The following is a 25,156-nucleotide window of genomic DNA, read 5'->3' as shown; positions in this document are numbered from 1 at the left end:
AACCCGGAGCGGGATGTCGGGGCACCTGGGGCATCCGGGTTACGAGATCGTTACCGCCAGGACCGGAATTGGTCGTTGACTCTCCCGGCCGGGCGTCGTACTCTCGTTCCAGTTGAACCGTTTCAACCATCCGCTGAGTGAAGTCGACAGCGGTGAGAACACAGCCAGACAGTCCTGGCTCTCAGCCCCGGGGCTGCTTTACAAGGAGGTAAAGATGAAGAGTTCTTCGACCCGGAGAACCATCGTGGCGGCAGCGGGCGTGTTCGCCCTCGCCCTCCCTCTCGCCGCGTGCAGCGGCGGCGACGGCGGCGGCGGCGGTGAGGGCGGCGCGAACGAGATCAGCTTCCTCACGCAGAACACCGGCACGAACGTCGCTGTCGCCGAAGCGCTGATCGAGGCGTTCGAGGCGGAGAACGACGACATCACCGTGCGGCTGGAGACCCAGCCCGCCGGCACCGAGGGCGACAACCTCATCAAGACGAAGCTCGCCACGGGCGAGATGGAAGACGTCTTCTACTACAACTCCGGTTCGCTGTTCCAGGCGATGAACCCCGATCAGAATCTGGTCCCGCTCGGGGACGAGGCGTGGGCCGGCGACCTCATCGACACCATGAAGCCGGTCGTCTCCACGGACAACGGCCTCTACGGCGCGCCCTTCGGGGCGACCCAGGCCGGGGCCGTGGTCTACAACAAGAAGGTCTACGCCGATCTCGGGCTCCAGGTTCCCACCACGTGGGATGAGTTCGCCGCGAACAACGAGGCCATCAAGGAAGCCGGCATCACCCCCGTCATCCAGACGTACGGCGACACCTGGACGAGCCAGCTGTTCGTGCTCGGCGACTTCGGCAACGTCCTCGCCCAGGACCCCGACTGGGCGGAGGAGTACACGGCGGGCAACCGCAAGTACGTCGACGAGCCGGCCCTCGCGGGCTTCGCGAACCAGCAGGCCGGATTCGAAGCGGGCTGGTGGAACGAGGACTTCGCCTCGGCGCTGTACGACGATGGGGCACGGATGGTCGCGACCGGCGAGGGTGCGCACTACCCGATCCTCACCGGCATCGTCTCGACGTTCCAGCAGAACTTCCCCGACGAGCTGGAGAACATCGGGGTCTTCCCGCTCCCGGCCCAGAATGCCGAGGACACGAAGCTGACCGTCTGGCTGCCCAACGCCGTCTACATCCCCAAGACGACCGAGGGCGACAAGCTCGAGGCCGCCAAGACCTTCGTCGCGTTCCTCAATTCTCCGGAAGGCTGCGAGATCCAGACCACGGTCATGGTGCCGAGCGGGCCGTTCGCGACGACCGCGTGCACACTGCCGGATGATGTCCCGGGCCTCCTGAAGGACATGCAGCCCTACTTCGACGAGGGCAACACCAACCCGGCCCTCGAGTTCCTCTCACCCATCAAGGGACCGAACCTCGAGAACATCACGGTCGAGGTCGGCTCCGGCATCCGGGAGGCGGAGGACGGCGCGGCGCTCTATGACGCCGACGTGGTGAAGCAGGCGCAGCAGCTCGGCCTCGAAGGCTGGTGATGGCTGATCGGCTGAGGACCGATACCCGGAACTGAGCCGAACGATCGATAGGGGTCGCGCCGCCCGCGGCGCGACCCCTCATCCAGAAGCAGGCACATCGATGGAGATGACATGACCACACTCGCAGCGCCGCCGAGCGCCCCCGCGAAAGCCACCCCCGCCAAGCGTCGCAGTATGAAGAGCCCGTATCCCCTCTGGTTCTACATCCCTTCGGGCGTCCTTTACGTGATGCTGTTCGCGGTCCCCACCTTCGCCTCGTTCTACTTCTCGCTCACCCGATGGACGCTGTTCGACGCCACCTTCATCGGGTTCGACAACTTCGTGACGTTCTTCACGGAGCCGATGATGTTCCAGAGCCTCATCAACACCTTCATCTACGGGTTCCTGACCTCCGGGCTCAAGGTGGTGCTGGGCCTCGCTCTCGCCGTGCTCCTGACGGGTGCCATCCTCGGCCGGGGCTACCTGCGCTCCACGATCTTCTTCCCCGTGCTGGTCTCCACGATCGGCATCGGCGTCACCTTCAAGGTGCTGATGGACCCGTTCGACGGACTCATCAACAAGTCGCTCGCAGTCTTCGGCATCGACGGCCCGAACTGGCTCACCGACCCCGCGCTCGCGCTCTACTCCGTCGCCCTCGTCGACGTGTGGAAGGGCGTGGGGATCGCCACCCTCATCTACATCGCCGGCATCGTCGCCATCCCGCAGGAGTACTACGAGGCGGCGAAGGTCGACGGCGCCGGGTCGTGGAAGAACTTCTGGCACATCACGCTGCCGCTCGTCCGGCCCGCCACGGCCACGGTCATCCTGCTCTCGCTCATCGGCGGTCTCCGCTACTTCGAGCTCATCTGGGCCATGACCCGCGGTGGTCCCGGCTTTTCGAGCGACGTCGTCGCCTCGGTGATCTACAAGCAGTACCAGGCCGGCTTCTATGGCCTGTCGACGGCGGGGAACGTCATCCTCTTCCTCGTGGTGACAGCGATCGTCCTCCCGATCCAGTACCTCCTCACCCGTCGGCAGGTGGAATCATGACGCTCACACGCACGATCACCACCGCCGACTCGCACGGGCGCACTCCGCGCGCGGATCGCCGGCCTCTGACGCTCCAGCGATTCCTGAGGAAGTACCTCCTCGGCATCATCGCGATCCTGGTGTCGATCGTCGTCTTCATCGTGCCGTTCGCGTTCATCTTCCTCACCGCGGCGAAGAACCCGGCCGAAGCGGCGCTGTTCGAGTTCTCCCTCCCCCAGCAGGGCTGGATGCTCTGGGAGAACCTCGTCACCGTGCTGGAGACCCGCGACTACATCCTCGTCCGCGCGTTCGTCAACAGCACGATCCTGACCATCGTCAGCGTCATTCTCATGGTCGTGTTCGCGGCCATGGTCGGCTACGTGCTCCAGCGCCGGAAGTCGCGCTGGAATCACCTGATCAACTTCTTCGTCCTCGCCGGACTCATCGTCCCCCCGGCCGTCGTGCCCACCATCTGGGTCATGCAGGGCCTCGGCATCTTCAAGACGCTGCCCGGCATGATCCTGATCGAGGCGACCTTCGGGCTCTCGTTCTGCATCCTGCTGTTCCGGGCGTTCGTCTCGACGATCCCCCGCGAGCTCGACGAAGCGGCGATCATCGACGGAGCCGGCCCCATGCGACTCTTCTTCCGGGTGGTGCTGCCGCTGCTCAAGCCGGTGGTCGTCACCGTCATCGTGGTGCAGGCGGTTGCGGTCTTCAACGACTTCACCGGACCGCTGTACTTCCTCCCGGGTGATGCGAACGCCACGGTCCAGCTCACGCTGTACAACTTCTCGAGTCAGAACCTCAGCCAATGGAACCTGCTGTTCATGGACATCCTGCTCATCACGATTCCGCCGCTCATCCTCTACATCTTCTTCAACCGCCAGATCGTCGCGGGCATGACCAGCGGTGCCGTCAAGGGGTGAGGCGTGCCGCAGATGCTTCCGGCATCCCGTGCAGGTCATCGCACGGGATGCCGGAGACCAGCCGTTGCCGGCTCAGTAGTACTCGGCCGGCACGCCGCCGCGCAGCCAGGCGAGCTCGTTGTCGCGGATGAAGGTCGACAGCGTGCGGTCCGCGTCGAGTCGGTCGCCGAGCCACTCTTCGACGAGGCGCATCAGGCGCTCGCCGGTGTCGAGACCGGGGCGCGCCACCACGTCGTCCCAGGCCTCGAGGAACCCCTCCGGCGTGGGGACGCCGCGAAGCGTCCGACTGACGTACTTCGGTCCCTGCAGAAGCGTGCGGTCGGCGGCGAAGGCGGCTCTCGCGGCGGCGAGCGCGAGGTGCAGAGCGGCGTGGCGGAGCAGGAACTCGTCGCCGCGCTCCGCCGCCTGCCGCAGGAAGTAGCCGCCGTGCAGGCGGACCTGCGCGAGGTGCGAGCGCACCCGCTCCTCCCACTCGCCGTCGGGCAGACGCGTGATGCGGCCGATCAGGTCGTCGAGGTCGGGGGCGTCGACGCTCGATTCGTCGACGCTCGATCCGTCGACGCTCGATCCGTCGACGCTCGATTCGTCCACACGCGAAGCGTCCCTCCTCGCGTAGGCGACGCGGGCGCCGGCGAACGAGGCGCGGGTCGGGTCGTCGCCGTGCTCGGCGGCGGCCGCGAGGTAGCCCGGGCTGGAGAGTTTGATGTCGATGTAGGAGCCCGGGTAGTCCGCGTCGCGGCGTTCGATCCACGCGAGGCGGTTCTCGGCGGATGCCGCGGTGAAGCTCGCGTCGTCGACGACGAGGTAGACATCCACATCGCTCTCCGCCCGCTCGTCGCGGCGGGCCACCGAGCCGACCACGATCACGGCGAGCGTCGCCGGATGCTCTCTCACGGTGTCGATGTAGGCCGCCAGCGCGCGCTCCTGCTGCTCCATGGGCACTCCCCTTCGAGTACTGGGCCGATGCGGCCGCACTTACACCCTACGGTGAAACGTTACAATCCCCGACCCGCTTGTGAGGGATCCGGCTTGCCGGAAGGTCTCATGTGGCCTATCCTTGAAACGATTCATTTCCCCAGCGCCCCACCCCGAATCCCCAAGGAGCCCTCTCGATGACGAGCGAGAAAGCGCCCGAGCGCGTGTGCTTCGAACTGCGGGTGAAGCCGGAGCTGCTCGATGAGTACATCCGACGGCACACTCCGGTGCGGCCCGACATGCTGGCCGAGATCGCCGCCGCCGGACGACGCAACTACTCCCTCTTCCTCGGCGAGGGCGGCCGGCTCGTCGGCTACTACGAGACCGATGACGACGTCGCCGCGCAGGCCTACCTCGCGGCGTCGCCCCTCGCCGCGCGCTGGGAGGCCGAGATGGCCCCGTTCTTCGTGGGCCTGGACGGCCGCCCCGACCAGGCGGCGACCCCGCTCACCCCCATCTTCCAGCTCGAAGACCAGCTCGCCGCAGCCGGAGACCCGCTCGCACCGCGTGAGCGCCGGCGAGACGACGACGCACCGACATCCACAGAAAGCGACGCACCGTGACCAGCCTTCCCGCACAGATCCTCCCCGCCCTCGAGGGCCAGGGCATCGAGCTCCCGTCGTGGGCGTTCGGCAACTCAGGCACCCGATTCAAGGTCTTCACGACACCGGGCACTCCTCGCGATCCGTTCGAGAAGATCGCGGATGCCGCTGAGGTGAACCGGGTCACGGCCCTCGCGCCGAGTGTCGCGCTGCACATCCCGTGGGACAAGGTGGACGACTACTCCGCGCTGCGCCGCCACGCCGAGGACCTCGGCGTAGCGCTCGGCACGATCAACTCCAACACCTTCCAGGACGACGACTACAAGTTCGGCGCCCTCACGCACGAAGACTCGGCCGTGCGCCGCAAGGCGATCGACCACCACCTCGAGTGCATCGACATCATGGACGCCACCGGGTCGCGCGACCTCAAGATCTGGCTCGCCGAGGGTTCCAATTACCCCGGCCAGGCCGACCTGCGCGGCCGCCAGGACCGCCTGCAGGAGTCGCTGCAGGAGATCTACGCCCGCCTGAGCGGTGAGCAGCGCCTCGTGCTCGAGTACAAGTTCTTCGAGCCGTCGTTCTACCACACCGACGTTCCCGACTGGGGGACGTCCTACGTGCAGGTGGCCGCCCTCGGCGAGCGCGCGATGGTCTGCCTCGACACCGGACACCACGCACCCGGCACCAACATCGAGTTCATCGTCATGCAGCTGCTGCGCCTCGGCAAGCTCGGCTCGTTCGACTTCAACTCCCGCTTCTACGCCGACGATGACCTCATCGTGGGCGCCGCGGACCCGTTCCAGCTGTTCCGCATCCTCTTCGAGGTGATCCGCGGCGGAGGCCTGAACAACCCCGACGTGGCGTTCATGCTCGACCAGTGCCACAACGTCGAGAAGAAGATCCCCGGCCAGATCCGCTCGGTGCTCAATGTGCAGGAGATGACCGCGCGCGCCCTGCTCGTGGACGAGGAGGCGCTTCGCGCCGCCCAGGTGTCCGGCGACGTCCTCGCCGCCAACGCCGTGCTGATGGACGCGTTCTACACCGACGTGCGCCCCGGCCTCGCCGAATGGCGCGAGTCCCGCGGACTTCCGGCCGACCCGATGGCCGCGTTCGCGGCATCCGGCTACCAGGAGAAGATCGAGGCCGACCGCGTCGGCGGCGTCCAGGCCGGCTGGGGAGCGTAGCGACGATGAGCGAACCGTATGCCGCGGCCGAGGGCCTGGTGCGGGTCTATCCCGGGCGCACTCCCCTCGGCGCCGGCCTGGTCTGGGCGCACGGCGGCGGCTTCGCCGGCGGCGCGCTGGACATGCCCGAGGCGGACGCGGTGGCGCACGCCCTCACCGCACGCGGGATCACGGTCGTCTCGGTCGACTACCGCCTCGCGGGGGACGGATGCCGCTACCCGGCGCCGTCGGATGACGTGCTGGCCGCCTGGTCCTGGACCGTGCAGAACGCCGCTCGCCTGCGCATCGATATCGCGCGCCTCGCCATCGGCGGCGCAAGCGCCGGGGCGAACCTCGTGACCGGCGCGGTCCTTCGCCTGCTCGACGACGAAAGCCGGGCGGGCGAGAGCCGCGAGCTTCCCGCTGCCGTGGTGCTGGCCTACCCCACCCTGCACGCCGTGCAGCCCCCGACCCCGCCGGCGCTGCGCGCCGCGCTCGATGCCCGGCCGGATGCCGACCGCTTCGGCCCGGACAGCGTGCGGGAGATGTACGAGAACTTCGTCGGTCACCCTCTGCCGCGCGGCGACGAGGCACCGCTGCCCGCCGTGCCCGGCCTGGCCACGGCATCCGATCTGGCCGGCTTCCCGCCCACGTTCATGATCAATGGCGACGTCGACGAGCTTCGCGTCTCGGGCGAGGCCTTCGCCGCTTCGCTCGCCGAGGCGGGCGTCGACGTGGAGGTGCTCACCGAGGCAGGCACCGAGCACGGCCACCTGAACCGCCCGCAGGAGCCTGGCTTCGAGGCATCCATCGACCGCATCGCGGGGCGGCTCGCTGCACTCGCGACATCCACCCCCGCGTCCACACCCACCCCTGCGTCCACACCCACCCCCGTGTCCGCGCCCACCCCCGTGTCCGCACTCGGAGCAGGCGCACCACTCACCGAAGGATCCCTCTCATGACCACCCAGGCCGTCACCGACCTGATCGCGCGGTCCAACCGCCTCGGCGCCGATCCCCAGAACACGAACTACGCCGGCGGCAACACGTCGGCGAAGGGCTCGGAGACCGACCCCGTCACGGGCGAACCCGTCGAGCTGATGTGGGTGAAGGGCTCCGGCGGAGACCTCGGAACCCTCACCGAGTCGGGGCTCGCCGTGCTGCGTCTGGATCGCCTGCGCGCGCTCGTGGATGTGTACCCTGGCGTCGACCGCGAAGACGAGATGGTCGCGGCCTTCGACTACTGCCTGCACGGCAAGGGCGGCGCCGCGCCGTCGATCGACACCGCCATGCACGGCCTGGTCGACGCGGCGCACGTCGATCACCTGCACCCCGACTCCGGCATCGCGTTCGCGACCGCCAAGGACGGTGCGAAGCTGACCAAGAAGGCGTTCGGCGGCAAGGTCGTGTGGGTACCGTGGCGGCGCCCCGGCTTCCAGCTGGGCCTGGACATCGCCGCGATCAAGGCGAAGAACCCGGAGGCGATCGGCTGCATCCTCGGCGGCCACGGCATCACCGCGTGGGGCGCGACGAGCGAAGAGGCCGAGACCAACTCGCTCTGGATCATCGAGACCGCGCAGGCCTACCTCGACGCGAACGGCAAGAAGGAGCCCTTCGGCAAGGAGCGCAAGAAGTTCACGCCGCTGCCCGACGACGAGCGCCGCGCGAAGGCCGCCGCGCTGGCCCCCACGATCCGCGGCATCGCGTCGCACGACAAGCCCATGGTCGGCCACTACAACGACGACCCGCGGGTGCTCGAGTTCCTGGCTTCGGCGAATGCTCCGAAGCTGGCGGCGCTCGGCACGAGCTGTCCCGACCACTTCCTGCGCACGAAGGTCAAGCCGATGCTGCTCGACCTGCCGTCCGATGCGAGCGTCGAGAAGTCGATCGAACGCCTCGCCGAGCTGCACGAGGCGTACCGGGCCGACTACACGGCGTATTACGAGAAGCATGCTTCGACAGGCTCAGCAACCGAGCCGGATTCGCCCGCGATCCGGGGCGCCGACCCGCTGATCGTGCTCGTGCCGGGTGTCGGCATGTTCAGCTTCGGCGCCAACAAGCAGACCGCCCGAGTCGCCGGAGAGTTCTACCTCAACGCGATCAACGTCATGCGTGGCGCCGAGTCGATCTCGACGTACACGCCGATCAGCGACGCCGAGAAATTCCGCATCGAGTACTGGGCGCTCGAAGAGGCGAAGCTGCAGCGGATGCCGAAACCGAAGACCCACGCCGGGCGCATCGCGCTCGTCACCGGCGCGGCATCCGGCATCGGCAAGGCCATCGCGACCCGGCTCGCCGCGGAAGGCGCGTGCGTCGTCGTCGCCGACCTCGACCTCGAGAAGGCGCAGGCCGCGGCCGCGGAGCTCGGCGGCACGGATGTCGCGATCGGCATCGCCGCGAACGTGGCGGATGCCGCGGCGGTGCAGCGCGCGATCGACGACGCGGTGCTCGCCTTCGGCGGGCTCGACCTCGTCGTCAACAACGCCGGGCTCTCGCTGTCCAAGCCCCTGCTGGAGACCACGGAGGCCGACTGGGACCTGCAGCACGACGTCATGGCCAAGGGCTCGTTCCTCGTGTCCAAGGCGGCGGCCCGGGCCCTGATCGACCAGAAGCTCGGCGGCGACATCGTCTACATCTCGTCGAAGAACTCGGTCTTCGCAGGCCCGAACAACATCGCCTACTCGGCGACCAAGGCCGACCAGGCGCACCAGGTGCGGCTGCTGGCCGTCGAGCTCGGCGAGCACGGCGTGCGGGTCAACGGCATCAACCCGGACGGGGTCGTTCGCGGCTCGGGCATCTTCGCCTCCGGCTGGGGTGCGAACCGCGCCAAGACCTACGGGGTCGACGAGCAGGACCTCGGCAAGTTCTACGCGCAGCGCACGATCCTCAAGCGCGAGGTCCTGCCCGAGAGCGTCGCCAACGCCGTGATCGCCCTCACCGGCCCTGAGCTCCAGCTCACCACCGGGCTGCACATCCCGGTCGACTCGGGCGTCGCGGCCGCCTTCCTGCGATGAGCGGGGTCGAGGGGACGCCCCCCGAGCCGGCTCGAACCCCTGACCCTGCCGAAAGGACGCAATCCGCGGCCCCGGGACCCCTCGTGGCAGCACTTCGCGTCCCTTCGCGCACCTCCTCCCGCCGCGCTGCCGAAAGGACGCAATCCGCGGATTCGGGGGGTCGCCAGGCAGCAGTTTGCGTCCCTTCGCGCTCGGTGTCGGCGGGAGCCCGGGGATGAGCGACGGGCTGGGCGGACAGGGCGGGCGAGGCGGGCGCGGCGGGCGCGTCGCCGCGATCGACCTGGGCGCGACGAGCGGCCGGGTGATCGTGGGACGGGTCGGGCCCGGGATCCTCGAGACCGAGACGGTCGCGCGCTTTCCGAATGATCCGGTGCGGACGATCGACGGGCTGCACTGGAACATCCTGGGCCTGTACGGCGCGGCATCCGCGGGTCTCGCCGAGGCCTTCCGCCGCTACGACGACATCGGCAGCATCGGCATTGACTCGTGGGCCGTCGACTACGGACTGCTCCGCCGCGGCCAGCTGCTCGGCGTGCCCTTCCACTACCGCGACGACCGGAACGAGGCGGGCGTGCGGGCGGTGCACCGGCGGATGCCGCACACCGACCTGTACGCGCGCAACGGGCTGCAGTTCCTGCCGTTCAACACGATCTACCAGCTCGCGGCCGAGGCGGCGGGGCCGCTGCTTGAGGTCTCGGACACGATGCTGCTCGTGCCCGATCTGCTCGCATACTGGCTCACCGGTGAGGCCCGCTTCGAGCGCACGAACGCCTCGACGACGGGTCTGATCGATGTCCGGACGGGCGAGGTGTCGCCCGAGCTCGTTGCGCTCACCGGCGCGGACGCCGGCATCCTGCCGACCCTCATCTCGCCGGGCGAGAGCTTCGGCACCCTGCTCGGCGACGTGCGCGGAGGACTCGGCGCGCCCGCGCACGTGCAGGTCACCGCTGTCGGCTCGCACGACACCGCATCGGCGGTCTTCGCCGTACCGATGGATCCGGCGCGCGCCGCCTACATCTCGTGCGGCACGTGGGGCCTCGTCGGACTCGAGCTGAACGACCCCGTCACGACCGAGGCCGCGCGCGAGGCCAACTTCACGAACGAGGGCGGCGTCGGCGGCACCGTTCGCTTCCTGCACAACGTGATGGGTCTGTGGCTGCTGAGCGAATCGATCCGGCACTGGGAGCGCGAGGGCGAGCGCATCGACCTGCCGACGCTGCTGCAGGCCGCCGGCGAGCTGCGCGACGAGGTCGCCGTATTCGACGCCGACGACCCGGCGTTCCTGGCACCGGGCGAGATGCCCGACCGCATCGCCGAGCACTGCCGGGCGCATGGGCTGCCGGTGCCGCGCACCCGCGTCGAGTTCGCGCGGAGCATCATCGAGAGCCTCGCGGACACCTTCGCGAGGTCGGTGCGCACGGCCGCCCAGCTCGCGGACCGCACGGTCGAGGTGGTGCACATCGTCGGCGGCGGATCGCTCAACACCCTGCTCTGCCAGCGCACCGCCGACCACCTCGGCCTGCCGGTGCTGGCGGGTCCGGTCGAGGCCACCGCGATCGGCAACCTGCTCGTGCAGGCCCGGGCGCAACACCTCATCGAAGGCAACGCAGCCGAGCTCCGGGACCTCGTGGCCACGGTGCATCCGCCGACCAGGTACGAGCCGCGCGGCTGAGCGACGCTGTCCGGGCGCGCCGGCGCACGCGCGCGCAGGAGTTCTCGCCGGATCAGGAGGATTCAGCCGAAATCGCCCTGCTCCCGCGACATCTCCTGCGCCCGCGACGTGCGGCGCTGACCCCCGGGCTCGCGGCTCGGCCGGCCGCCAGTACACGGGCGCAGGCGGAATGCGCTGGATCAGTACCATTCGGCCGGAGTCGTCCTGATTCCGCCCTCAAGTCCTGAAACCGTGCGACCGATGGCTCCCGCTCCCCGGCGACCGCCTCTGGACGCGGCCGACGCTGGGCTCCACACTGGACCCGTGAAGGAGTTGCGCGCCTGGGCGCTATGGGTAGCCGTCGCCGCGATCGTGCTCGCGCTGCTCGTGTGCATAGGCTCGGGGTTCATCATCTCGCCGCCGCCGTTCGAGGAACGGATCCAGTCACTCCGAGATGACCCGTCGTCGGTGCCCCAAGGCGTCGATCCGACGGATCTGGCGGACCTTGACTCGGGAGATTTCGGCGAGGACGTCGGGGATCCGCCTGGTCTGGCGATTCCCTACCTCGCCCTGCCGAACGGGCTTCTCCTGGTCATCGTCGGGTTGATGGCGCTGCCGTTGCTGATAGGCAATCGGATGATCCCGCTGATAGGCGGGATCCTGAGCGTGCTCGGCGGGCTCGTCGCCGTCATCGCCGGCATCGTCATGGCGATCATCGCCTTCGTCGCCCTGACGATCATGGTGTCGCTGTTCCTCGCCGCGCCGTTCGGCACCCTGGCCTATCTCGCGATCTTCGGGTTCTTCGACACCGGAGCATCCGCGGTGATGCTGGGCCTGATCATCTTCTTCCAGCTGGCGGCCATCGTCTTCCTAATCGTGGCGCAGCAGAGCATGCTGGGCAACAAACGCCTCGTGTTCTGGTTGCTGCTGACGGTGCTCCTGACCTTCCTGACGATGATCCTGCACTCGATCGTGCCGGTCATCCTGGTCAGCATCACGGATGCTCTCGGGGCGATCATCATCGCCATCGTCGGCGCGATCTGGGGGCTGCTCATGCTCATCGGCGGCATCATCTCGCTGATCAAGCAGCTGAATCTCGGGCGCCAGGGCGGCGGCCCGCTCAGAGAGCGCGAGGCTTCGAACCCCCTGACGTCGCGAAACCCGACGCCGACGAGCGGGTCGGGTTAACCCTCCTCGACGAGCCGCACGGTGCACCCCCCTGGGGAGTCGCACGTCAGCAGGAGCGTCGTCTCCGCGTCGTAGATCCGGATCGGGGTCGGCTCCGGGTCCAGGCACGACAGAGCGTTCTGGTCGACCACCCGATCCGGGTAGTCGCGGCCCCTGGTCTCGACACCCACGTTGCCGGGACCGGGATTGCAGAGGATGATCTGCGAGGGCGCCTCGAGCTCGATCGCGCATCCGGTCGGAGGAACGGAGAATCCCGGGATGTCCTCGTCGGCGCACTCCTTGCCGGCAATGTCCTCGAACACGACCGTCGGGCGGGGGATGAGCCAACCCAGCCCGCCCTCCACCCCGTTCCGGGCCTCGTCGGGGTCGCCCTGAGGACGAAGGCCTCCGTAGAAGAGCACGAGCACCACCGCGACCGCGATGGCGACGAGCACGATGATCATCACCTTCACGTCGGACGCTCCTCAGGCGCCGCGGAAGGCGCCCGGGAAGGCTCGGGCGCCGTGGGCTCCGGCACGGCGACCGGAACAGGGGCGGGTGTGACCACCACGACGGGCGGGGGCGGCGGTTCCGTGACTCCTGTGAGGACCGGCGCCGGCTCGCTGCCGGGGAATGACGGCTCGGGCGGTGCCGCGGGGCCGCGGACAGGGAGGGTGGGCGGCGCGACGGGTTCCTCCGGCTCCGCCGCCGAAGCGACCGATCCGTTCTCGAAGACCACTTCGGCGGTCACATGCGCCGGCTTCTCCTGCTGGACGATGCGCTTGACGAGCACCTGGTGGACGGCCGCCTCCTTCGGAAGGGTGATGACCACATGGAACGGACGTATTCGACCGGCGGCATCCGTCACTTCTTCGTCGATCCGGACGCCACTCACGCCGGTCGCCAACTCGAGGGCTTCCCGTAAGCCCTGGGCGGTTCCGCGAAGGCGGGACAGGTGGGCGGCGGCCGCGACGACCTGACGCAGCCGCCCGACCCCCGAGTCGAAACCTTCGGACGTCTCATCGAGCCATCGGGCCAGGTCGACCCATCGCGCCAGGAACGGCACGAAGCGGTCGGGGGTGCGCTGAGGATCGAAATAGTCGGGAAGCTGCGCCAGCACCTCCTCGACGGGGTCCTGCAGCTGCGCCATCACATCGAGCAGCGTGGCGATCGGCGTCCCCGCCACGATGGTGCGCTGGTAGATCTCCGGGAGGAGCTTCGCGATCCGCTCAGCCTGCATCGTCGTCCTCGATTTCAGCCTGCATCGTCGTACTCGACCGTGATCTCGTGGGCGCCCGGAGCGAACAGCCAGTTCGGCGGAAGCGAGACCTCGTCGCCGAAAGCCGAGGGCGATGCGAGGCGCCACGTTCGTCCGTCGGCACTGCGGAACACTCCGTCGGGACCGCCGCACAGGGCGAGCGGGGGACGAGCGTCGTTCGCTGCGATGGTGAAGAGCGCCTGGAAGGTGCCGTCCTGGCGGAGCGGCAGCCCGCAGTCGCGAGTAGGGGTCCGCCAGCTGCCGCCGTCCTGCCGGGGGTTGGCCACCGCGATGCCGGCACGCTCGGTCGCGGCCAGGACTGTCTCGCCGATGAACGCGATGTCGCGGCAACTTCCGCCGGTCCACTTCGCGCCGGCGGGCGTCCACCCCTTGGCGTCGAGCTGCACTCCGAGCACCTCGACGCGTGACACGCCCGCCCCCTCTTCCTGGCCCGTCGCATACGCCCCCGCGTAGAGGTAGCGCCGGTTCGCGATCTCGAGCGTGCGGAGCACGCGGGTGTCCTGGTTCTTCAGACCGGTGTTCAGGAACGTCCCCGGGCGTCCCTCCGCGAAGGACACGAACACGCCCTTGAGCTCTTGGGCAGCCGCAGCGACGCAGAGGGCACCGGACGGATCGACGGAGGTCGTGACGGCGTAGAAGCCCAGGGCGGCATCTTCCGCCACGACCAGGATGCGGTCGCCGACCGCCTCGCCCTGCAGCGGCTGACGGAAGAGGCCGGCGTCCGTCGCGAGGAAAGCGTGGGGCTCGCCGTCGATGAGCGCGAGCGCGACGTCCTCGACGTGCGAGTCGAACTCGCGGATGCGTGCCCACGTCTCGCCGTAATCCATCGACACGTGCACGGCACTTGACTCGGTCTCGCCCACCCGAGCGGCCGCCACGACGCAACCAGGCGCTTCGCGCAAGACCGCCAGGCGTTCCACCGTCTCGCGCTCGAACCGGGAGACGGCCACCCACCCCGTCGAGTCATCGACAGTTCGGAAGACCTGCTCGCCGCTCGCCGAGAACCACGTCTTCCGCTGATTGGGGTCGCGGACGAGGGAGGGGACGATCCCCGGTACATCCTCGACGATGAGGGTGACATCCGACACGTAGCGCACACCGCGCTCGCTCTGCAGCACGTCGTAGACCTTCGCCACCCTCAGGTGCTCGCCGAACGGCCAGCCGGTCTCGGTGCCGACCGGCACGGGTGAGAGCACCCGGTCGAGTCGGTCGCGAAGCCGGCGCTCGATCGCGGTGCGGTCCTCTGCACGGTGCACCACGACCGACGCGCGCACGAGGGTGCGCTTGAACCCCGCCCACGAGACCCGCACGCGTGTCCCGATCGGCTGCCGGGATCGGAGAGCCTCGGCCAGGCGATCGAGGACGTCCGGGCTCATCGCCGCCGCGAGCGCGTCCCCGCTCACGCCCGTGTCTCCCGCGCCGGCGGGAACCACGTAGACCTGGACCTCGCCCGGAGGCGCCCCCACCCACGCATCCGCACGCGTCACGGCGCGCGCCCGCGAGACGCCGCCGCTCGCGGCCACCGCGAACTGCTCGTAGTCACGTGCGGTGACGACGCGGTCGAGAGTGTGGATCGACTGCGGGCCGCGGATCATGGCGTTCTCGAGGGTCTCGCGGTCGCGGCCGCCCGTTGCAGCGCCGGGGTTCGTGACGGTGACTCCAGGTACGGCGTCCTTCAACGTCGTCAGGGTGCCGGCCGCGACATTGCCGTTCGCTCCTCCGCCGTGGCGATACCACACCGCGATGCGGCGACCCGGTCCCGGAACCTCGGCGAGCGCGATGGGCTGCGCGGTCAGGCGCCTGGTGGCGGCCTCCGTCGCCGGGCCGCCGACTGCGGTGTCCGCGATCTGGGCCGCAGGTGCGAACATGATCACACCCTCCGCCCGGTCGACGGTATAGAGGTGTGCCTCGCCTTCGGGGCCCGGAGGGGCGCCGAAGTGCTCGACCTCCGTCCAGATCCGGTAGGTCACCCCCTCCGACAGACGGGCGGGCTCGCGGTTCTGCAGTTCGCCCGGTTCCGCCTGCACTCCGACGATGAGGTCGAAGACATCGCCCGTCGGCAGCGAGATGGGGGGATGCGCGACCCGGACGAGCTGGCCGGGCTTACCGGTACCGCTTCCCAGGTGCTCGCCGTCGACCACCTCGCCTGCGTAGGCGCGCACCGTGGCGCTCTGCTCGCCGACGGCGATGCGGGCATCGGCGGCCGTCGAGAACACCGGCGAGCCGGCATCCGATCTCACCGTCGCGACGCGGCTTCCGCGCGGCACGACCACCTCCGCCGTCGCGGGCGCCGACAGCGAGAAGACGAGATCGACCGATGCCGCGGCGGGCGGAAGGACGCGCACCCCGATCAGTTCCAGGAACTGCACGAACGCCTTCTCGGGTATCCGGTTGACCCGGTAGAGGAGCGTGTCCGTGAGGTACGCGAACACCTCCAGAAGGGTCACCCCGGGGTCACCCGGCGAAAGGTCCGTCCACTCCGGACTGCGCGCGGCGATGAGAGCCTTTGCATCAGCCACGAGCCGGTCGAAATCGCGGTCGTCCAGGTTGGGGATCGGAAGCGGCATGTTCAGAAACCTCCCTGCAAGGGCACATCGGCGACGAGCCGGTCGGCCGGCCCTCCGATACGCGGACGGTAATCGAGCGTCACCTGCAGACGTTCGGGAGCATCGGGGACGGGGCCCGCATCGACGCCGAGGATGACGACGCGTGGTTCGAAACGTTCGACGGCTCGTCGGACGGTGTGCTTGGCGAGACCCGCCGTGGTGTCATCGTTCGGCGAGAAGAGCAGCGCGGCGAGGTCGCAGCCGTAGTCGGGTCGCATGATCCTCTCGCCCGGCCGCGTCGACAGCAGCAGAATGAGCGCCTGGCGGATCGCCTCGGCGTCGCGGACCAGTTCGACGCGCCCGTTCGGGCCGACCGACAGCCCCGGCAGGGCATCGTCGAGGTCGGGATGCCCGAACCGCCACGCCGTCCACACGGGCGGCGTTCGTCTGGTGGGGACCTGGATCGTCATGGCGCCTCCGTCACGAGCGTCTGTCCCGGGTGCTGCACCCGGTACTGCACCTGTCCCTGCGGGGTGCCGTCGGTCAGCCCGGCAAGGTCTGCACGGACGATCGGCTTGCCCGCGATCGTCACGTATCCCGAGTGGCCGCGCTGAACGTTCACAGTCACTGTGCACGGCTTGATCCCGACGCTGAGGTTGGGGCATCCCCCGATGGAGCGGCCTATGGGGTCGCCGTCGGTCAGCACCGGCTGCCCGCTCACGAAGACGAAGTCCTCCGGGGCTTTCAGGTCCACCCTGCCGAGCTTGTGCTCGCAGCGGATGTCGGCGTCTCGGGTCACCCAGAACCACATGTCACACCTGCTCCAGTTCGATCCGATCGGCCTGCAGCCGCAGAAGGTGCCCGGGAGCCTCCAGCACGAGATCGCCGGCCGCGTGAACGACGATGCCCGCCGCGGTGAGTTCGACGCGGCTGCCTCCCTGGTTCGCGAGAACGATGCTGTCGCCGTCGGCGCTCAGCCGAAGCGACTGACCGGTCGGAAGCCGGAGACCGTAGACGCCGACCGCTCCGTCCACGACGCCGACTCCAGGTTCGCCCGCGTCCGACGTGCGCAGTCCGCCGAGGACGACGCCCCGGCCCGGATCGCGGGAGTCGTGCGCGACGACGACCCGGTCCCCGATATCCGGCTGCAGGGCGAGCCCCTTCGTCTCGCCCGCGCCCAGCGCGAGCACCGGGAGCCACTCGGACTCCAGCCCGTCGTACGCCGAGAGACCCACGCGTACGCGGCCCCTCGCGTCCGGGTCGTCGATGCGCAGCACCTCCGCGACCGTGATCGCGGACGCCTCGCGCCCGGGTGATTCGTCCAGCCGGCGCAGCAGCCGCAGATGCTCAGGCGTCGTGGTCGTCACGGTGCAGGTATAGCCCCCGAACGGATCCACGACGTGGTCGGCGGCGAGTAGCACGAACGAGCCGGATGCCCCGGATGTGAGCCCGTCGACCACGAGCGTCGTTCCCGCGGCGACGGCGGGGTCACCCTCGATCACCGCCCGCAACGATCGTCCTACGGCGGTGTCATCGGCGGCGAGTCCGCGCGCCAGCGCGTCGAGGTGCGTAGTGCCGGCGGTCATCGCCCCGCCGAGGACGGCTTCCCTCGCTCCCGGTGCCGCAGTGGCGGCATCCGCGGAGCCCGTCGCGACGTCCCCCGTCACGGGATCCCACCCCAGCACGCGCCAGCTCGAGCGGTTCGCCAGCGAGCTTGCCGTCACTGTTGCCTGCAGGAGCGTTTCGCCATACGCAACGCTGACCTCCTCGCCCGCGCCGCCGGTCCCGAACAGCTCGATAGTGCTTCCCGACGCATCCACCCGCCACCACAGGCCGGCACGGCGGGTGACCGACGTCAGAAGATCCAGCGCGGACCGGCCGTCCTGTACGAGGCGGGGAATGCGCGGCCCTTCCTCGGGCGCATCCACGTCGAGCCCTGTACCCGACGCGAGTTCTCGCACGAGCTCGGATACCGATACGTCGACGAACACCCGAAGTTGCGAGTCCCCCCGCAGCCGGTGCGCGGCGTCCTGACAGCGCGCCGTGACCTGCAGCGTGCCATCCGCACCGAAGTCCTGCTCCACGGAGACGATTTCGCCGGTGAAGAGTGCGTCCGAGAATCCCTCGACGGATGCCTCTACCGCCGCCCCGAGGGCGAGGATGCTCTCCAACGCCACCGCATCGGCAGGGTCTTCGAACGTGATGGCGCACGCCGCCGGGGCACTCGCCTCGCGGCGAACGCGGATGCCGGCGAGGAGGGCGACTCCGACGGCGTCGAGCTCGTCGCCGTCGATGCGCAACGTCACGCCGGGGACGCGATGCGGTCCCATGGCGGCCACGGCTGCGGGGTCGGTCATCGCGGCCCTTCCGTCGGGAGGTTCTCCGGAGCGGACGGGATGATGAGGTCGCGACCGGGCTCGGGCCAGATGACGTCGTCCAGCAGGTTCACCTCGGCGATCCAGCGCCAGAGCGCGGAACGGCCGCCGAAGTAGCGCGCAGCGATCTGGGGGAGGGTCTCCCCGCCGGCCGGGGGGCCGCCCGCCGGCGACGGGCCCGCGCCTATCACGGCATGGATGGCGGCCGGCGCGGCGGCCGCCGCTTCCGCGGCGGCGGCCCCGGGGATGGTGACGGCCACGGGAATCTCCGGAGCAGGAGGATTCGGGTCGGGCACACGAACGAGGCGCATGCTGAGCCAGGATCGCTTCGGCGTTCCGCTCGCATCGAACTGCTCGAACCGCTCGGCGAGCGCCTCGACGACGGCGAGGACGTTCATCTCCTTGCCGAGCACCATCCGAACGTGCGGTACGCCACGACCGCCGTTCGCCGAGTTCTCCGCGAGCTGCCACAGCGGCCTCGTGTGGTCCCGGACATCCCGGCGGATCGGCGGCGGCGCGACGGCAGCCGGCGGCGGGGAGCCGGGCTCCGTCGGTCCCAGTTCGCCCAGTTCGACCTCGCTCGGCCCGCCAGCCCCGCCCTCGGCCGGGATCGGGGAAGGAGGTGGCGGCACGATCGGCGGCGGAAGCAGGCCGACATCGAACAGCAGCTGGAGCTCGATCTCCGTCCGCCCGCCGCCGGTGTGCAGCAGCGGAGAGTCAGATCGTGCGGGGCCGGCGACGATGCCCGCCCCGCTGCGCCGCGGGGCGAGCCCGGCAATGCGGCGCTGCACGATGTGCTCCGGGTTGAGCATGCACGTGATCCGCTCACCGGTCTCCTCCACGATGAATGCGACCCGCTCCATCAGGTGCTCCGCTGTTCATCGACGAGCACGTCGGGCTGGACCACCGACGCCCAGGCCAGGCCGCCTACGACGTCGCCGGCGATCGGACTCCATCCCGACGGCGGCAATTCTGGCCACGGGGCCGGTGCCGAGGCCGGAGGTGACGTGGTGCGGATGGTTTCACTGGTGCGCACCCCGGGTGAGACCTGCGGTGCGGGCGATCGGCGGTGGGGTTGCGCGGCCACTGCTACATCGCCGGCCGATGCCGGGAAGGGAAGACGACGCGGCGGGGGCGCCTCGTTCCGCTGCGGAGAGGACGGCGGACGGGTGGCCGGCGGAGTATGGGACTCTGCGCCCCGGGCCGGCTCCACAAACGCGGTCCGCGTCTCGAACGGGACGGAGGAAAAGGGTGCCGGCGACTTCGTGTCACGAGAAGACGGTGCAGCCGAACCGATGTCCGCGGACGCCTCGCGCCGTTCTCGCGCGGAACTCGATCCCGCTTCGGGCGATGGCGGCGGCGGGGAAGTGACCTTCGGGAATGCCGGAGCCGCAGACGCCGCATCCGGGCCCCGCCCCGCCGGCGCCTCTCGTTTCCGGCTCCCGTCGGGAGACCCGTCTGCGGTGGCCGGCCCAGGAACAGAGGGGCTCCACGCAGGCACGCGGCTCGGAGGGGCGGTGATGGGACGGGAGGGCGGAGGAACATCCGACTCGTCCCGCCTCCGGCGGAAGTGCACGCGCGTCGGCACCGGCCGCCCGCCCGGCAGTTCCGCGGCCGTAGGAGCGCCTCGCCCGGCGGCCCGACGCGGCGAAGGGGGCTCCGGGGCGGCCGGCGCGGCCCGGCTCTCGCCGTTACGATCATGAGCCGGCTCGGACGCCTCGTTCCACGACGAGAACGGGGTTTCCGGTTCGGCCTCCTGCTGGCTGTCCGGCACCTCGAACGAGAACCACACGGGATTGCGCGCGGCGACGTAGGCGGCGAGGGCCGGATCCACGCCCGCGAGCCGTGGATCCGCGGTGGGCGCCGGTGGGGCCGGTTGCCGGCCGCGGCCGAGCGAGCGGAGGCCGTGAGCCAGCGCCTCGGCCCCGTCTGCGAGGGCGTCCACCCCGTCGGCGACGCGGTCGATCGCGGTCCTGCCGGCGGCGACCAGCGTCCTCCACAGACGCGGCCGACGCCACTCAGGCATTGCCGGAACCCACCCTCTCGATGCCCTCGTACTTCAGCCCGAACTCGTGGATGTACACCTCGCGGCCGGTGGCCTGGAGCTCTGCGCCGGCGTAGCTCACGGGGAACGACCCGGCAAGATCCCATTGGACGACGGGCGTGGTTCCGCGGGAGTCGAGGAGGATGATCGAGACCGCGAGCCGCCTGATCTCGCCGCGGAGCGTCGCGGCGAACCAGTCCCACAGCTCGGTCTGGCGGGTGAGCCCCTGCCGGAGATACAGCGTCTCGTAGTTGGCCAGCGTCGGGATGTGGTGCACAACCTGGGACTGACCCGCCTCGCGATACTCGACGGTGTCGATCCGCACCCGCGGACCCGAGCACTGCGTGAAGTGCCCGACCGCGAGGTTGCCGATCACGAGCTTGAAATTGCTTGCTCCGAACGGTGCCTCGAACAGGGGCTGGGCCGCGGCAGGAGCCGCCGGCGCCGTGGGAGCCGCCGATGCGTCGCTCACTGTGCTTCCTCTCCGCCGGCGCTGCCGGCCACGTACTGGCTGACTTTGAAGACGATGAACTCGGCCGGCTTGACCGGTGCCATCCCGACGAGCGCCGTCAAGATGCCCGCGTCGATGTTCTCCGGAGGATTGGTCTCTGCGTCGCACTTGACGAAGAACGCCTCGCGTTCCGTCGCTCCGAACAGCGCTCCGTCGCTCCAGAGGCGGCGCAGGAAGGCGACGACGTCACGACGGAGGAGGTTCCAGAGCGTCCGGTCGTTCGGCTCGAACACGACCCAGTTCGTGCCCTGCTGAATCGACTCCTCGGCGAAGGCGAAAAGCCGGCGCACCGGCAGGTAGGTCCACTCGCTGCCTCTCTCAGCCCTCGTTCTGGCCCCCCAGATCTTGATGCTTCCGTTCATCATCCGGATGGCATTGATCCCCGAGCTGTTGAGCAGCCCCTGCTCGCTCGGGGTCAGAGCGTACTCGAGGTCGACCGCGCCGCGAAGCGTCTCGTTCGCGGGCGCCTTGTGCACGCCGCGACTTCCGTCTACACGAGCCCACACACCGGCCACATGGCCCGACGGTGGTGCCAGCACAAGCTTGCCGGTAACGGGGTCGACGATCCAGACGTAGGGGCCGTACTGCGCCGCCCAGTCCGTCGCGCGGGCGGCAGAACCCTCTTCGCTCGGGCCCCCGCCGGGGCCGCCGCGCCGGCCGGGCGCGGGGGGTGGAGGAGGTGTCTCGTCTGCCCCTTCGGTATCCGATTCACCCTCGGCGTCCGACTCGCCTTCGCCGGACGGTGAAGTGGCGGAGCCGGATGCCGACGAGCTCGATGACGCCGACCCCGATGCCGTCGCCGCCCGAGTCAAGGTGTTCAGATCGCGGATACCCGACGGGAAATCGAGCACCGCCACGCGGTCTTTCATCCCTTCGCAGTGGCTGATCACGGCTTCGTACGACACGGCATCCGTGAATCCCGGAGCGGCGACGATTGCGATCTCGTCGATGGGCTCGAGCGCCGAGATGCCCCGCTGCGAAGAAGTGCCGCCGACGGAACCGTCCTTGCCGATGTTCAAGACGTAGCAGCGTTGACCGCCGTTGAGGAAGAACCCGTGCACGGCGAGCCCCAGATCCGAGCTCGGCCCGGGACCCGCGAACAGGTTCGTGTACTGCGTCCAGTTGTTGACGGCGGTCGGCACGCCGACCGGTGCGTCGGGATTGTCGGCCACCCCGATGAGTGCGGCGACGTTGGTACCGACGCCTTCGATCGGTTTGGGCCCTGCCAGGAGTTCTTCGACATAGACGCCCGGCGTGAGGTATTGGGGCATTGTCGTCCTTTCTCGGTGTCGATCAGTCGGATTCAGGAACAGGCAGCGTGAGGTCACCGACGTTGCCGCCGGCATCCGCGGAGGGCGCGTCGACGGTTGCCGTGACGGATATGCCGCGGGCGCGGATGCTCAGGACGAGTGGACCGCCCTCGACCGTGGCGACCGGAAGGCGGAACCTTCCGCGATGATCGGACATCACCCAGGCACCGGAGTCGGTGAAGGCGACCCGCGCCGCGGCGAGCGGACGGCCGTCGGATGCGACGACCCGGCCGTTGACCACCCGCATGTGCACCGGCACCGTGTGGAGCGGCTCGCGCACCAGCGGGGCTGCGGGGCGGTCCAGGATGCGCCGCACGGGCACGCGCAGGATGAAGGCGGGTGCCGGCGGCCGGGCGAGGGCGCGCCAGAGTCCGAGGCTCGGGCCCGACGCATCCATCGGCCACTCGCCGTCGGATCTCGCCGACAGCGCCAGCCCGCTCGTGATGCCGGCAGCCTCGAAGACCGGGAGCCCGACGGTCGTCACGAGCACGCCGAGCGAGAGCTCGGCACTGCTGATGTACCGCCGGTCCGGTCCGGACGCCGGCGCCGCCTCCAGTTCGAGGGGACGGAGCAGAACGGCTCCGTCGCCCTCGTGCTCGTCGTCGAAATCGTGGATGACCGGGAGGTCTGCGACCGCGCGCGCCCACTGCCGCACCGGGTCGAGGGCCCGGGCGAAGTCGTCCCCTGATTCAGGGTTCGGTGCCATATGCCCACAGCTCCATCGGAGTCGCGAAGTAGATCCAGCCCCAGAAGCCGGGTACCGCCGACGTGGCGGGCGCTCGGAACCAAGCCGTGTCGCGCACTTTCGCGAGTCGGAGGATGAGACCGATGGTGAGGGACCACACGCATTGGAAGAGCGTCAAGATCACGTAGGAAATACCCACGAGCGGAAGAAAGATCGGGCCGAGGATGCGCGCCTGCAGCAGGTGCACCCGTTCGTGATTGCCCGCACCGCCGATATTGACCGTTCCGAGCGTCTGCAACACGGTCACCCCGAACCCGGAGGCCCCGCGCGCCTTGTAGGAGACCCATTCCTTTCCGGCGCTCAGCGACGTGGACGGGTTTCCGAAGAACGGATAGATGATGTTGCCCACCACCGCCCCGAAAAGCGTGTTGGGCAGCGACCAGGTGTGATCGAGTACGAGCAGCAGCCATCCGCGGGCGGTCGTCAGCTCGTAGCTGCCGAGGATGCCGGCCATGATGGCGATGAGCAGGGCGATGCCGCCGACGACTATCAGCACCCACGGCTCCCGCAGAGCAGGCCACAGTACCGAGGCAGCGAGGCAGGTACCCGTAGCCAGCGCGACCGCGACCACGGCGGTCAGCAGGGTGCGGACGAATGGGCTTCCCATGGTGGGTCTACCCTCTCCGGGCCGTGCGGTCGACGCGGGCGCGCGCGCCGGCGCCCATCGCCGCCGCGACAGTCGGCAGACCTCGCGAGTTCCACACCCACTCGCAGCGCCGCGTCCCTCTGGTCGCCACGGCCACAAGGTAGCAGTCGCCGTGCGGCGGCACCAGAGGCGCACTCGTGACTAGGTGGCGCCCCGTTCCCACACGATGGCGGAGACGTCGTGAGAGCGGCTTGCCGCCCGCTCGATCGTCAGCAGGGCCATGTGCACTTGATCCGTGTACTGAACGCAGAGGAAAGAAGTGTTCTCCGGCGGGATCTGGAGGGGCTCACCTTTCGAGTAGTCCTGCGCCGCCTCACACGCTTCAAAGGTGCCCTCGTCGACGAAGGCGAGGGTGTTGGTGTCGTAACCGACGACAAGCAGGAAACCGTCTTCCTGCATGTCGCCGGTGAAGAGCAAATCGGTGGACGGATTCTCGGCCGAGTAGGGGGGGCCGGCTTCGCCCTCGTCGATATCGAAGTTGAGACCGGTGGTTGCGACGAACCGGTACTGATCGTAGATCCCGTGACTCGGCGACGGGGACGGAGATTTCGAAGGGGCGGATTGCGGATCCGGTGTGAGGAGCCTCCACACGAAGATGCCCCCTCCAACCAGCAGGATCAGTACCACCGCGAGGATGACGATCCACCACGGGAACCTGCGCTTCTTCGGGTCGGGTACCTGGAACGCCACCGTGGGACCCGACACCACCTGATCCGGCGCCTCCTCCAGCGCCGCGCCCACCACGAACGAGAACGCCCCCGCCGGAACCTTCTCCGGCACCTTCACCGCCACATCCACCGTCGCCGTCCCGGCCACCGGCATCGCCCGCTCCGACTCCCCCACCACCTGGAACCACGATGCGTCCGCCCCCGCCCCCGGCAGCACCAGCACCCGCGCCCGCACCGGCCGACCCGTCACATTCGACACCGTGAACGACCCGGAACCCGAACGCCCGGCATCCAGCGCCACCGACGCCGGCCCCGCCACCGCGAACGGCGGCCCCTCAGCGGCCGCCGGACCCACCGGCCCGAAACCCTCACCACCCGACATGGCCACACCGTACCAGCGAGGCCACGCGAACACGCGATGCGGCCCGAACCGAGTGTCGCCGGGGAAGGACTACTCCCACACGGTGAAGCGAACCTCACGCGTCTCATCCGGCAGCGACGCTTCGAACTCGAGAATGGCCGCGTGTCCGCCACTGGTGAAGACGCACACGATCGCGTCGTCATCGGATTCCGCTATGGCGATGGATCCGGATCCGAGCACCACCTCACGGCAAGCTTCGAAGGTCGGATCGGCGACCAGGCCCACACCCCGCGTGGTGCCGCTCACGATCGTCGGCGAGCGCACGGTCGTGGCGGGACTCAAGTCGGTGTCGGAGAGTGACACATCCACGATTCCGTCCATGTCCAGGTCCTCCTGCATCGACGACTCGTCCACCAGGAAGTCGTCGCGGTTGAAGACGGGCCGCGTTGTCGACGCCGCCGTCGCAGAGGGTGACGGGGCGGGGTCGCGCCCCTCAGGACGTGTGAGGGAGTAGATCAGGATGCCGCCACCGGCGAGCAGCAACGCCGCCACCGCAGCGAGGATCACGATCCACCACGGGAACCTGCGCTTCTTCGGGTCGGGTACCTGGAACGTCACCGTGGGACCCGACACCACCTGATCCGGCGCCTCCTCCAACGCCGCACCCACCACGAACGAGAACGCCCCCGCCG

Annotated in this window: 23 protein-coding genes; 9 read left to right on the top strand and 14 right to left on the bottom strand. The window is 69.3% G+C overall.

Features of this window, described 5'->3' with window-relative positions; all coding sequences use genetic code 11:
* The first annotated feature begins 214 nt into the window (after positions 1–214).
* From ACLQ2Q_RS21210 to ACLQ2Q_RS21200, 3 genes are all read left to right on the top strand, one after another.
* Entirely contained in the window at positions 215–1,534 is a 1,320-nt protein-coding gene (locus tag ACLQ2Q_RS21210; RefSeq protein ID WP_425823678.1) for an ABC transporter substrate-binding protein, read from the top strand.
* A gap of 111 nt (positions 1,535–1,645) precedes the next feature.
* Positions 1,646–2,563 carry a carbohydrate ABC transporter permease gene (locus ACLQ2Q_RS21205; RefSeq protein WP_425823676.1) on the top strand — a complete coding sequence of 306 codons (918 nt, stop codon included), beginning with the start codon at positions 1,646–1,648 and terminating at the stop codon, positions 2,561–2,563.
* A complete protein-coding gene (locus ACLQ2Q_RS21200; RefSeq protein WP_425823674.1) occupies positions 2,560–3,468 on the top strand; it encodes a carbohydrate ABC transporter permease in 909 nt (302 codons plus the stop codon). The genes ACLQ2Q_RS21205 and ACLQ2Q_RS21200 overlap by 4 nt, the downstream gene beginning before the upstream one ends.
* 72 nt (positions 3,469–3,540) lie before the next feature.
* On the opposite strand, the gene ACLQ2Q_RS21195 is transcribed toward ACLQ2Q_RS21200, so the two are convergent.
* Positions 3,541–4,404, bottom strand: coding sequence for a DUF294 nucleotidyltransferase-like domain-containing protein (locus ACLQ2Q_RS21195; RefSeq protein ID WP_425823672.1), 864 nt, complete (start codon positions 4,402–4,404; stop codon positions 3,541–3,543).
* A gap of 176 nt (positions 4,405–4,580) precedes the next feature.
* Between ACLQ2Q_RS21195 and ACLQ2Q_RS21190 the strand changes: the two genes are divergently transcribed.
* The 6 genes from ACLQ2Q_RS21190 to ACLQ2Q_RS21165 all read left to right on the top strand — a co-directional run bounded on the left by ACLQ2Q_RS21190 (position 4,581) and on the right by ACLQ2Q_RS21165 (position 12,000).
* Positions 4,581–5,006 (top strand): L-rhamnose mutarotase, encoded by a 426-nt coding sequence (locus tag ACLQ2Q_RS21190; RefSeq protein ID WP_425823670.1) that lies wholly within the window; start codon positions 4,581–4,583, stop codon positions 5,004–5,006.
* On the top strand, positions 5,003–6,169 hold the full coding sequence (gene rhaI / locus ACLQ2Q_RS21185) for an L-rhamnose isomerase (RefSeq protein ID WP_425823668.1): 1,167 nt from the start codon (positions 5,003–5,005) through the stop codon (positions 6,167–6,169). The genes ACLQ2Q_RS21190 and rhaI overlap by 4 nt, the downstream gene beginning before the upstream one ends.
* A gap of 5 nt (positions 6,170–6,174) precedes the next feature.
* Positions 6,175–7,110, top strand: coding sequence for an alpha/beta hydrolase (locus tag ACLQ2Q_RS21180; RefSeq protein ID WP_425823666.1), 936 nt, complete (start codon positions 6,175–6,177; stop codon positions 7,108–7,110).
* Positions 7,107–9,161 carry a bifunctional aldolase/short-chain dehydrogenase gene (locus tag ACLQ2Q_RS21175; protein ID WP_425823664.1) on the top strand — a complete coding sequence of 685 codons (2,055 nt, stop codon included), beginning with the start codon at positions 7,107–7,109 and terminating at the stop codon, positions 9,159–9,161. Before ACLQ2Q_RS21180 ends, ACLQ2Q_RS21175 begins: the two co-directional genes overlap by 4 nt.
* A gap of 214 nt (positions 9,162–9,375) precedes the next feature.
* Entirely contained in the window at positions 9,376–10,833 is a 1,458-nt protein-coding gene (locus tag ACLQ2Q_RS21170) for a rhamnulokinase (protein WP_425823662.1), read from the top strand.
* 303 nt (positions 10,834–11,136) lie between these two features.
* Positions 11,137–12,000: a hypothetical protein gene (locus ACLQ2Q_RS21165; protein WP_425823660.1), complete on the top strand. Its 864-nt coding sequence runs from the start codon at positions 11,137–11,139 to the stop codon at positions 11,998–12,000.
* Here the strand turns inward: ACLQ2Q_RS21165 and ACLQ2Q_RS21160 are convergent.
* The 13 genes from ACLQ2Q_RS21160 to ACLQ2Q_RS21100 form a co-directional block, all read right to left on the bottom strand.
* A complete protein-coding gene (locus tag ACLQ2Q_RS21160) occupies positions 11,997–12,452 on the bottom strand; it encodes a hypothetical protein (RefSeq protein WP_425823658.1) in 456 nt (151 codons plus the stop codon). The two genes, ACLQ2Q_RS21165 and ACLQ2Q_RS21160, sit on opposite strands and share 4 nt — an antisense overlap.
* Positions 12,449–13,219, bottom strand: coding sequence for a phage tail protein (locus ACLQ2Q_RS21155; RefSeq protein ID WP_425823656.1), 771 nt, complete (start codon positions 13,217–13,219; stop codon positions 12,449–12,451). Before ACLQ2Q_RS21155 ends, ACLQ2Q_RS21160 begins: the two co-directional genes overlap by 4 nt.
* 14 nt (positions 13,220–13,233) lie before the next feature.
* Complete coding sequence (locus ACLQ2Q_RS21150; protein WP_425823654.1) at positions 13,234–15,825, bottom strand: baseplate J/gp47 family protein; 2,592 nt, start codon at positions 15,823–15,825, stop codon at positions 13,234–13,236.
* A 2-nt stretch (positions 15,826–15,827) separates the two neighbouring features.
* Positions 15,828–16,274: a GPW/gp25 family protein gene (locus ACLQ2Q_RS21145; RefSeq protein WP_425823652.1), complete on the bottom strand. Its 447-nt coding sequence runs from the start codon at positions 16,272–16,274 to the stop codon at positions 15,828–15,830.
* The gene (locus ACLQ2Q_RS21140; RefSeq protein ID WP_425823650.1) at positions 16,271–16,615 is read right to left on the bottom strand and encodes a hypothetical protein; all 345 of its coding nucleotides are present in this window, start codon (positions 16,613–16,615) and stop codon (positions 16,271–16,273) included. Before ACLQ2Q_RS21140 ends, ACLQ2Q_RS21145 begins: the two co-directional genes overlap by 4 nt.
* Position 16,616: 1 nt before the next feature.
* Complete coding sequence (locus ACLQ2Q_RS21135; RefSeq protein ID WP_425823648.1) at positions 16,617–18,161, bottom strand: phage baseplate assembly protein V; 1,545 nt, start codon at positions 18,159–18,161, stop codon at positions 16,617–16,619.
* On the bottom strand, positions 18,158–19,042 hold the full coding sequence (locus ACLQ2Q_RS21130; protein WP_425823646.1) for a hypothetical protein: 885 nt from the start codon (positions 19,040–19,042) through the stop codon (positions 18,158–18,160). The genes ACLQ2Q_RS21135 and ACLQ2Q_RS21130 overlap by 4 nt, the downstream gene beginning before the upstream one ends.
* A 1,155-nt stretch (positions 19,043–20,197) precedes the next feature.
* Complete coding sequence (locus ACLQ2Q_RS21125) at positions 20,198–20,695, bottom strand: phage tail protein (RefSeq protein ID WP_425823644.1); 498 nt, start codon at positions 20,693–20,695, stop codon at positions 20,198–20,200.
* Positions 20,692–22,005 carry a phage tail sheath family protein gene (locus tag ACLQ2Q_RS21120; protein ID WP_425823642.1) on the bottom strand — a complete coding sequence of 438 codons (1,314 nt, stop codon included), beginning with the start codon at positions 22,003–22,005 and terminating at the stop codon, positions 20,692–20,694. Before ACLQ2Q_RS21120 ends, ACLQ2Q_RS21125 begins: the two co-directional genes overlap by 4 nt.
* 22 nt (positions 22,006–22,027) lie before the next feature.
* Positions 22,028–22,750 carry a carboxypeptidase-like regulatory domain-containing protein gene (locus tag ACLQ2Q_RS21115; protein ID WP_425823640.1) on the bottom strand — a complete coding sequence of 241 codons (723 nt, stop codon included), beginning with the start codon at positions 22,748–22,750 and terminating at the stop codon, positions 22,028–22,030.
* Positions 22,734–23,396: a hypothetical protein gene (locus tag ACLQ2Q_RS21110; protein WP_425823638.1), complete on the bottom strand. Its 663-nt coding sequence runs from the start codon at positions 23,394–23,396 to the stop codon at positions 22,734–22,736. The genes ACLQ2Q_RS21115 and ACLQ2Q_RS21110 overlap by 17 nt, the downstream gene beginning before the upstream one ends.
* Before the next feature lie 180 nt (positions 23,397–23,576).
* Positions 23,577–24,485 (bottom strand): hypothetical protein, encoded by a 909-nt coding sequence (locus ACLQ2Q_RS21105; RefSeq protein ID WP_425823636.1) that lies wholly within the window; start codon positions 24,483–24,485, stop codon positions 23,577–23,579.
* Between the two features lie 69 nt (positions 24,486–24,554).
* The coding region (locus tag ACLQ2Q_RS21100) for a hypothetical protein (protein WP_425823634.1) at positions 24,555–25,156 on the bottom strand (602 nt) is incomplete at its 5' end.

It is taken from the genome of Microbacterium sp. DT81.1 (genome assembly GCF_049844955.1).
In the GTDB taxonomy this organism is placed as follows: domain Bacteria; phylum Actinomycetota; class Actinomycetes; order Actinomycetales; family Microbacteriaceae; genus Microbacterium.
Note: the sequence above shows the minus strand (reverse complement) of the source record. Positions and strands in the feature narration are given on the sequence as shown.

Coding starts and splice junctions, on each gene's coding strand:
- ACLQ2Q_RS21130 (WP_425823646.1), bottom strand. CDS start 19,042: ATGGAGCGGGTCGCATTCATCGTGGAGGAGACCGGTGAGCGGATCACG.
- ACLQ2Q_RS21170 (WP_425823662.1), top strand. CDS start 9,376: ATGAGCGACGGGCTGGGCGGACAGGGCGGGCGAGGCGGGCGCGGCGGG.
- ACLQ2Q_RS21210 (WP_425823678.1), top strand. CDS start 215: ATGAAGAGTTCTTCGACCCGGAGAACCATCGTGGCGGCAGCGGGCGTG.
- ACLQ2Q_RS21190 (WP_425823670.1), top strand. CDS start 4,581: ATGACGAGCGAGAAAGCGCCCGAGCGCGTGTGCTTCGAACTGCGGGTG.
- ACLQ2Q_RS21105 (WP_425823636.1), bottom strand. CDS start 24,485: ATGTCGGGTGGTGAGGGTTTCGGGCCGGTGGGTCCGGCGGCCGCTGAG.
- ACLQ2Q_RS21195 (WP_425823672.1), bottom strand. CDS start 4,404: ATGGAGCAGCAGGAGCGCGCGCTGGCGGCCTACATCGACACCGTGAGA.
- ACLQ2Q_RS21120 (WP_425823642.1), bottom strand. CDS start 22,005: ATGCCCCAATACCTCACGCCGGGCGTCTATGTCGAAGAACTCCTGGCA.
- ACLQ2Q_RS21180 (WP_425823666.1), top strand. CDS start 6,175: ATGAGCGAACCGTATGCCGCGGCCGAGGGCCTGGTGCGGGTCTATCCC.
- ACLQ2Q_RS21145 (WP_425823652.1), bottom strand. CDS start 16,274: ATGACGATCCAGGTCCCCACCAGACGAACGCCGCCCGTGTGGACGGCG.
- ACLQ2Q_RS21135 (WP_425823648.1), bottom strand. CDS start 18,161: ATGACCGACCCCGCAGCCGTGGCCGCCATGGGACCGCATCGCGTCCCC.
- ACLQ2Q_RS21150 (WP_425823654.1), bottom strand. CDS start 15,825: ATGCCGCTTCCGATCCCCAACCTGGACGACCGCGATTTCGACCGGCTC.
- ACLQ2Q_RS21200 (WP_425823674.1), top strand. CDS start 2,560: ATGACGCTCACACGCACGATCACCACCGCCGACTCGCACGGGCGCACT.
- ACLQ2Q_RS21110 (WP_425823638.1), bottom strand. CDS start 23,396: ATGGGAAGCCCATTCGTCCGCACCCTGCTGACCGCCGTGGTCGCGGTC.
- ACLQ2Q_RS21140 (WP_425823650.1), bottom strand. CDS start 16,615: ATGTGGTTCTGGGTGACCCGAGACGCCGACATCCGCTGCGAGCACAAG.
- ACLQ2Q_RS21205 (WP_425823676.1), top strand. CDS start 1,646: ATGACCACACTCGCAGCGCCGCCGAGCGCCCCCGCGAAAGCCACCCCC.
- ACLQ2Q_RS21175 (WP_425823664.1), top strand. CDS start 7,107: ATGACCACCCAGGCCGTCACCGACCTGATCGCGCGGTCCAACCGCCTC.
- ACLQ2Q_RS21155 (WP_425823656.1), bottom strand. CDS start 13,219: ATGCAGGCTGAGCGGATCGCGAAGCTCCTCCCGGAGATCTACCAGCGC.
- ACLQ2Q_RS21115 (WP_425823640.1), bottom strand. CDS start 22,750: ATGGCACCGAACCCTGAATCAGGGGACGACTTCGCCCGGGCCCTCGAC.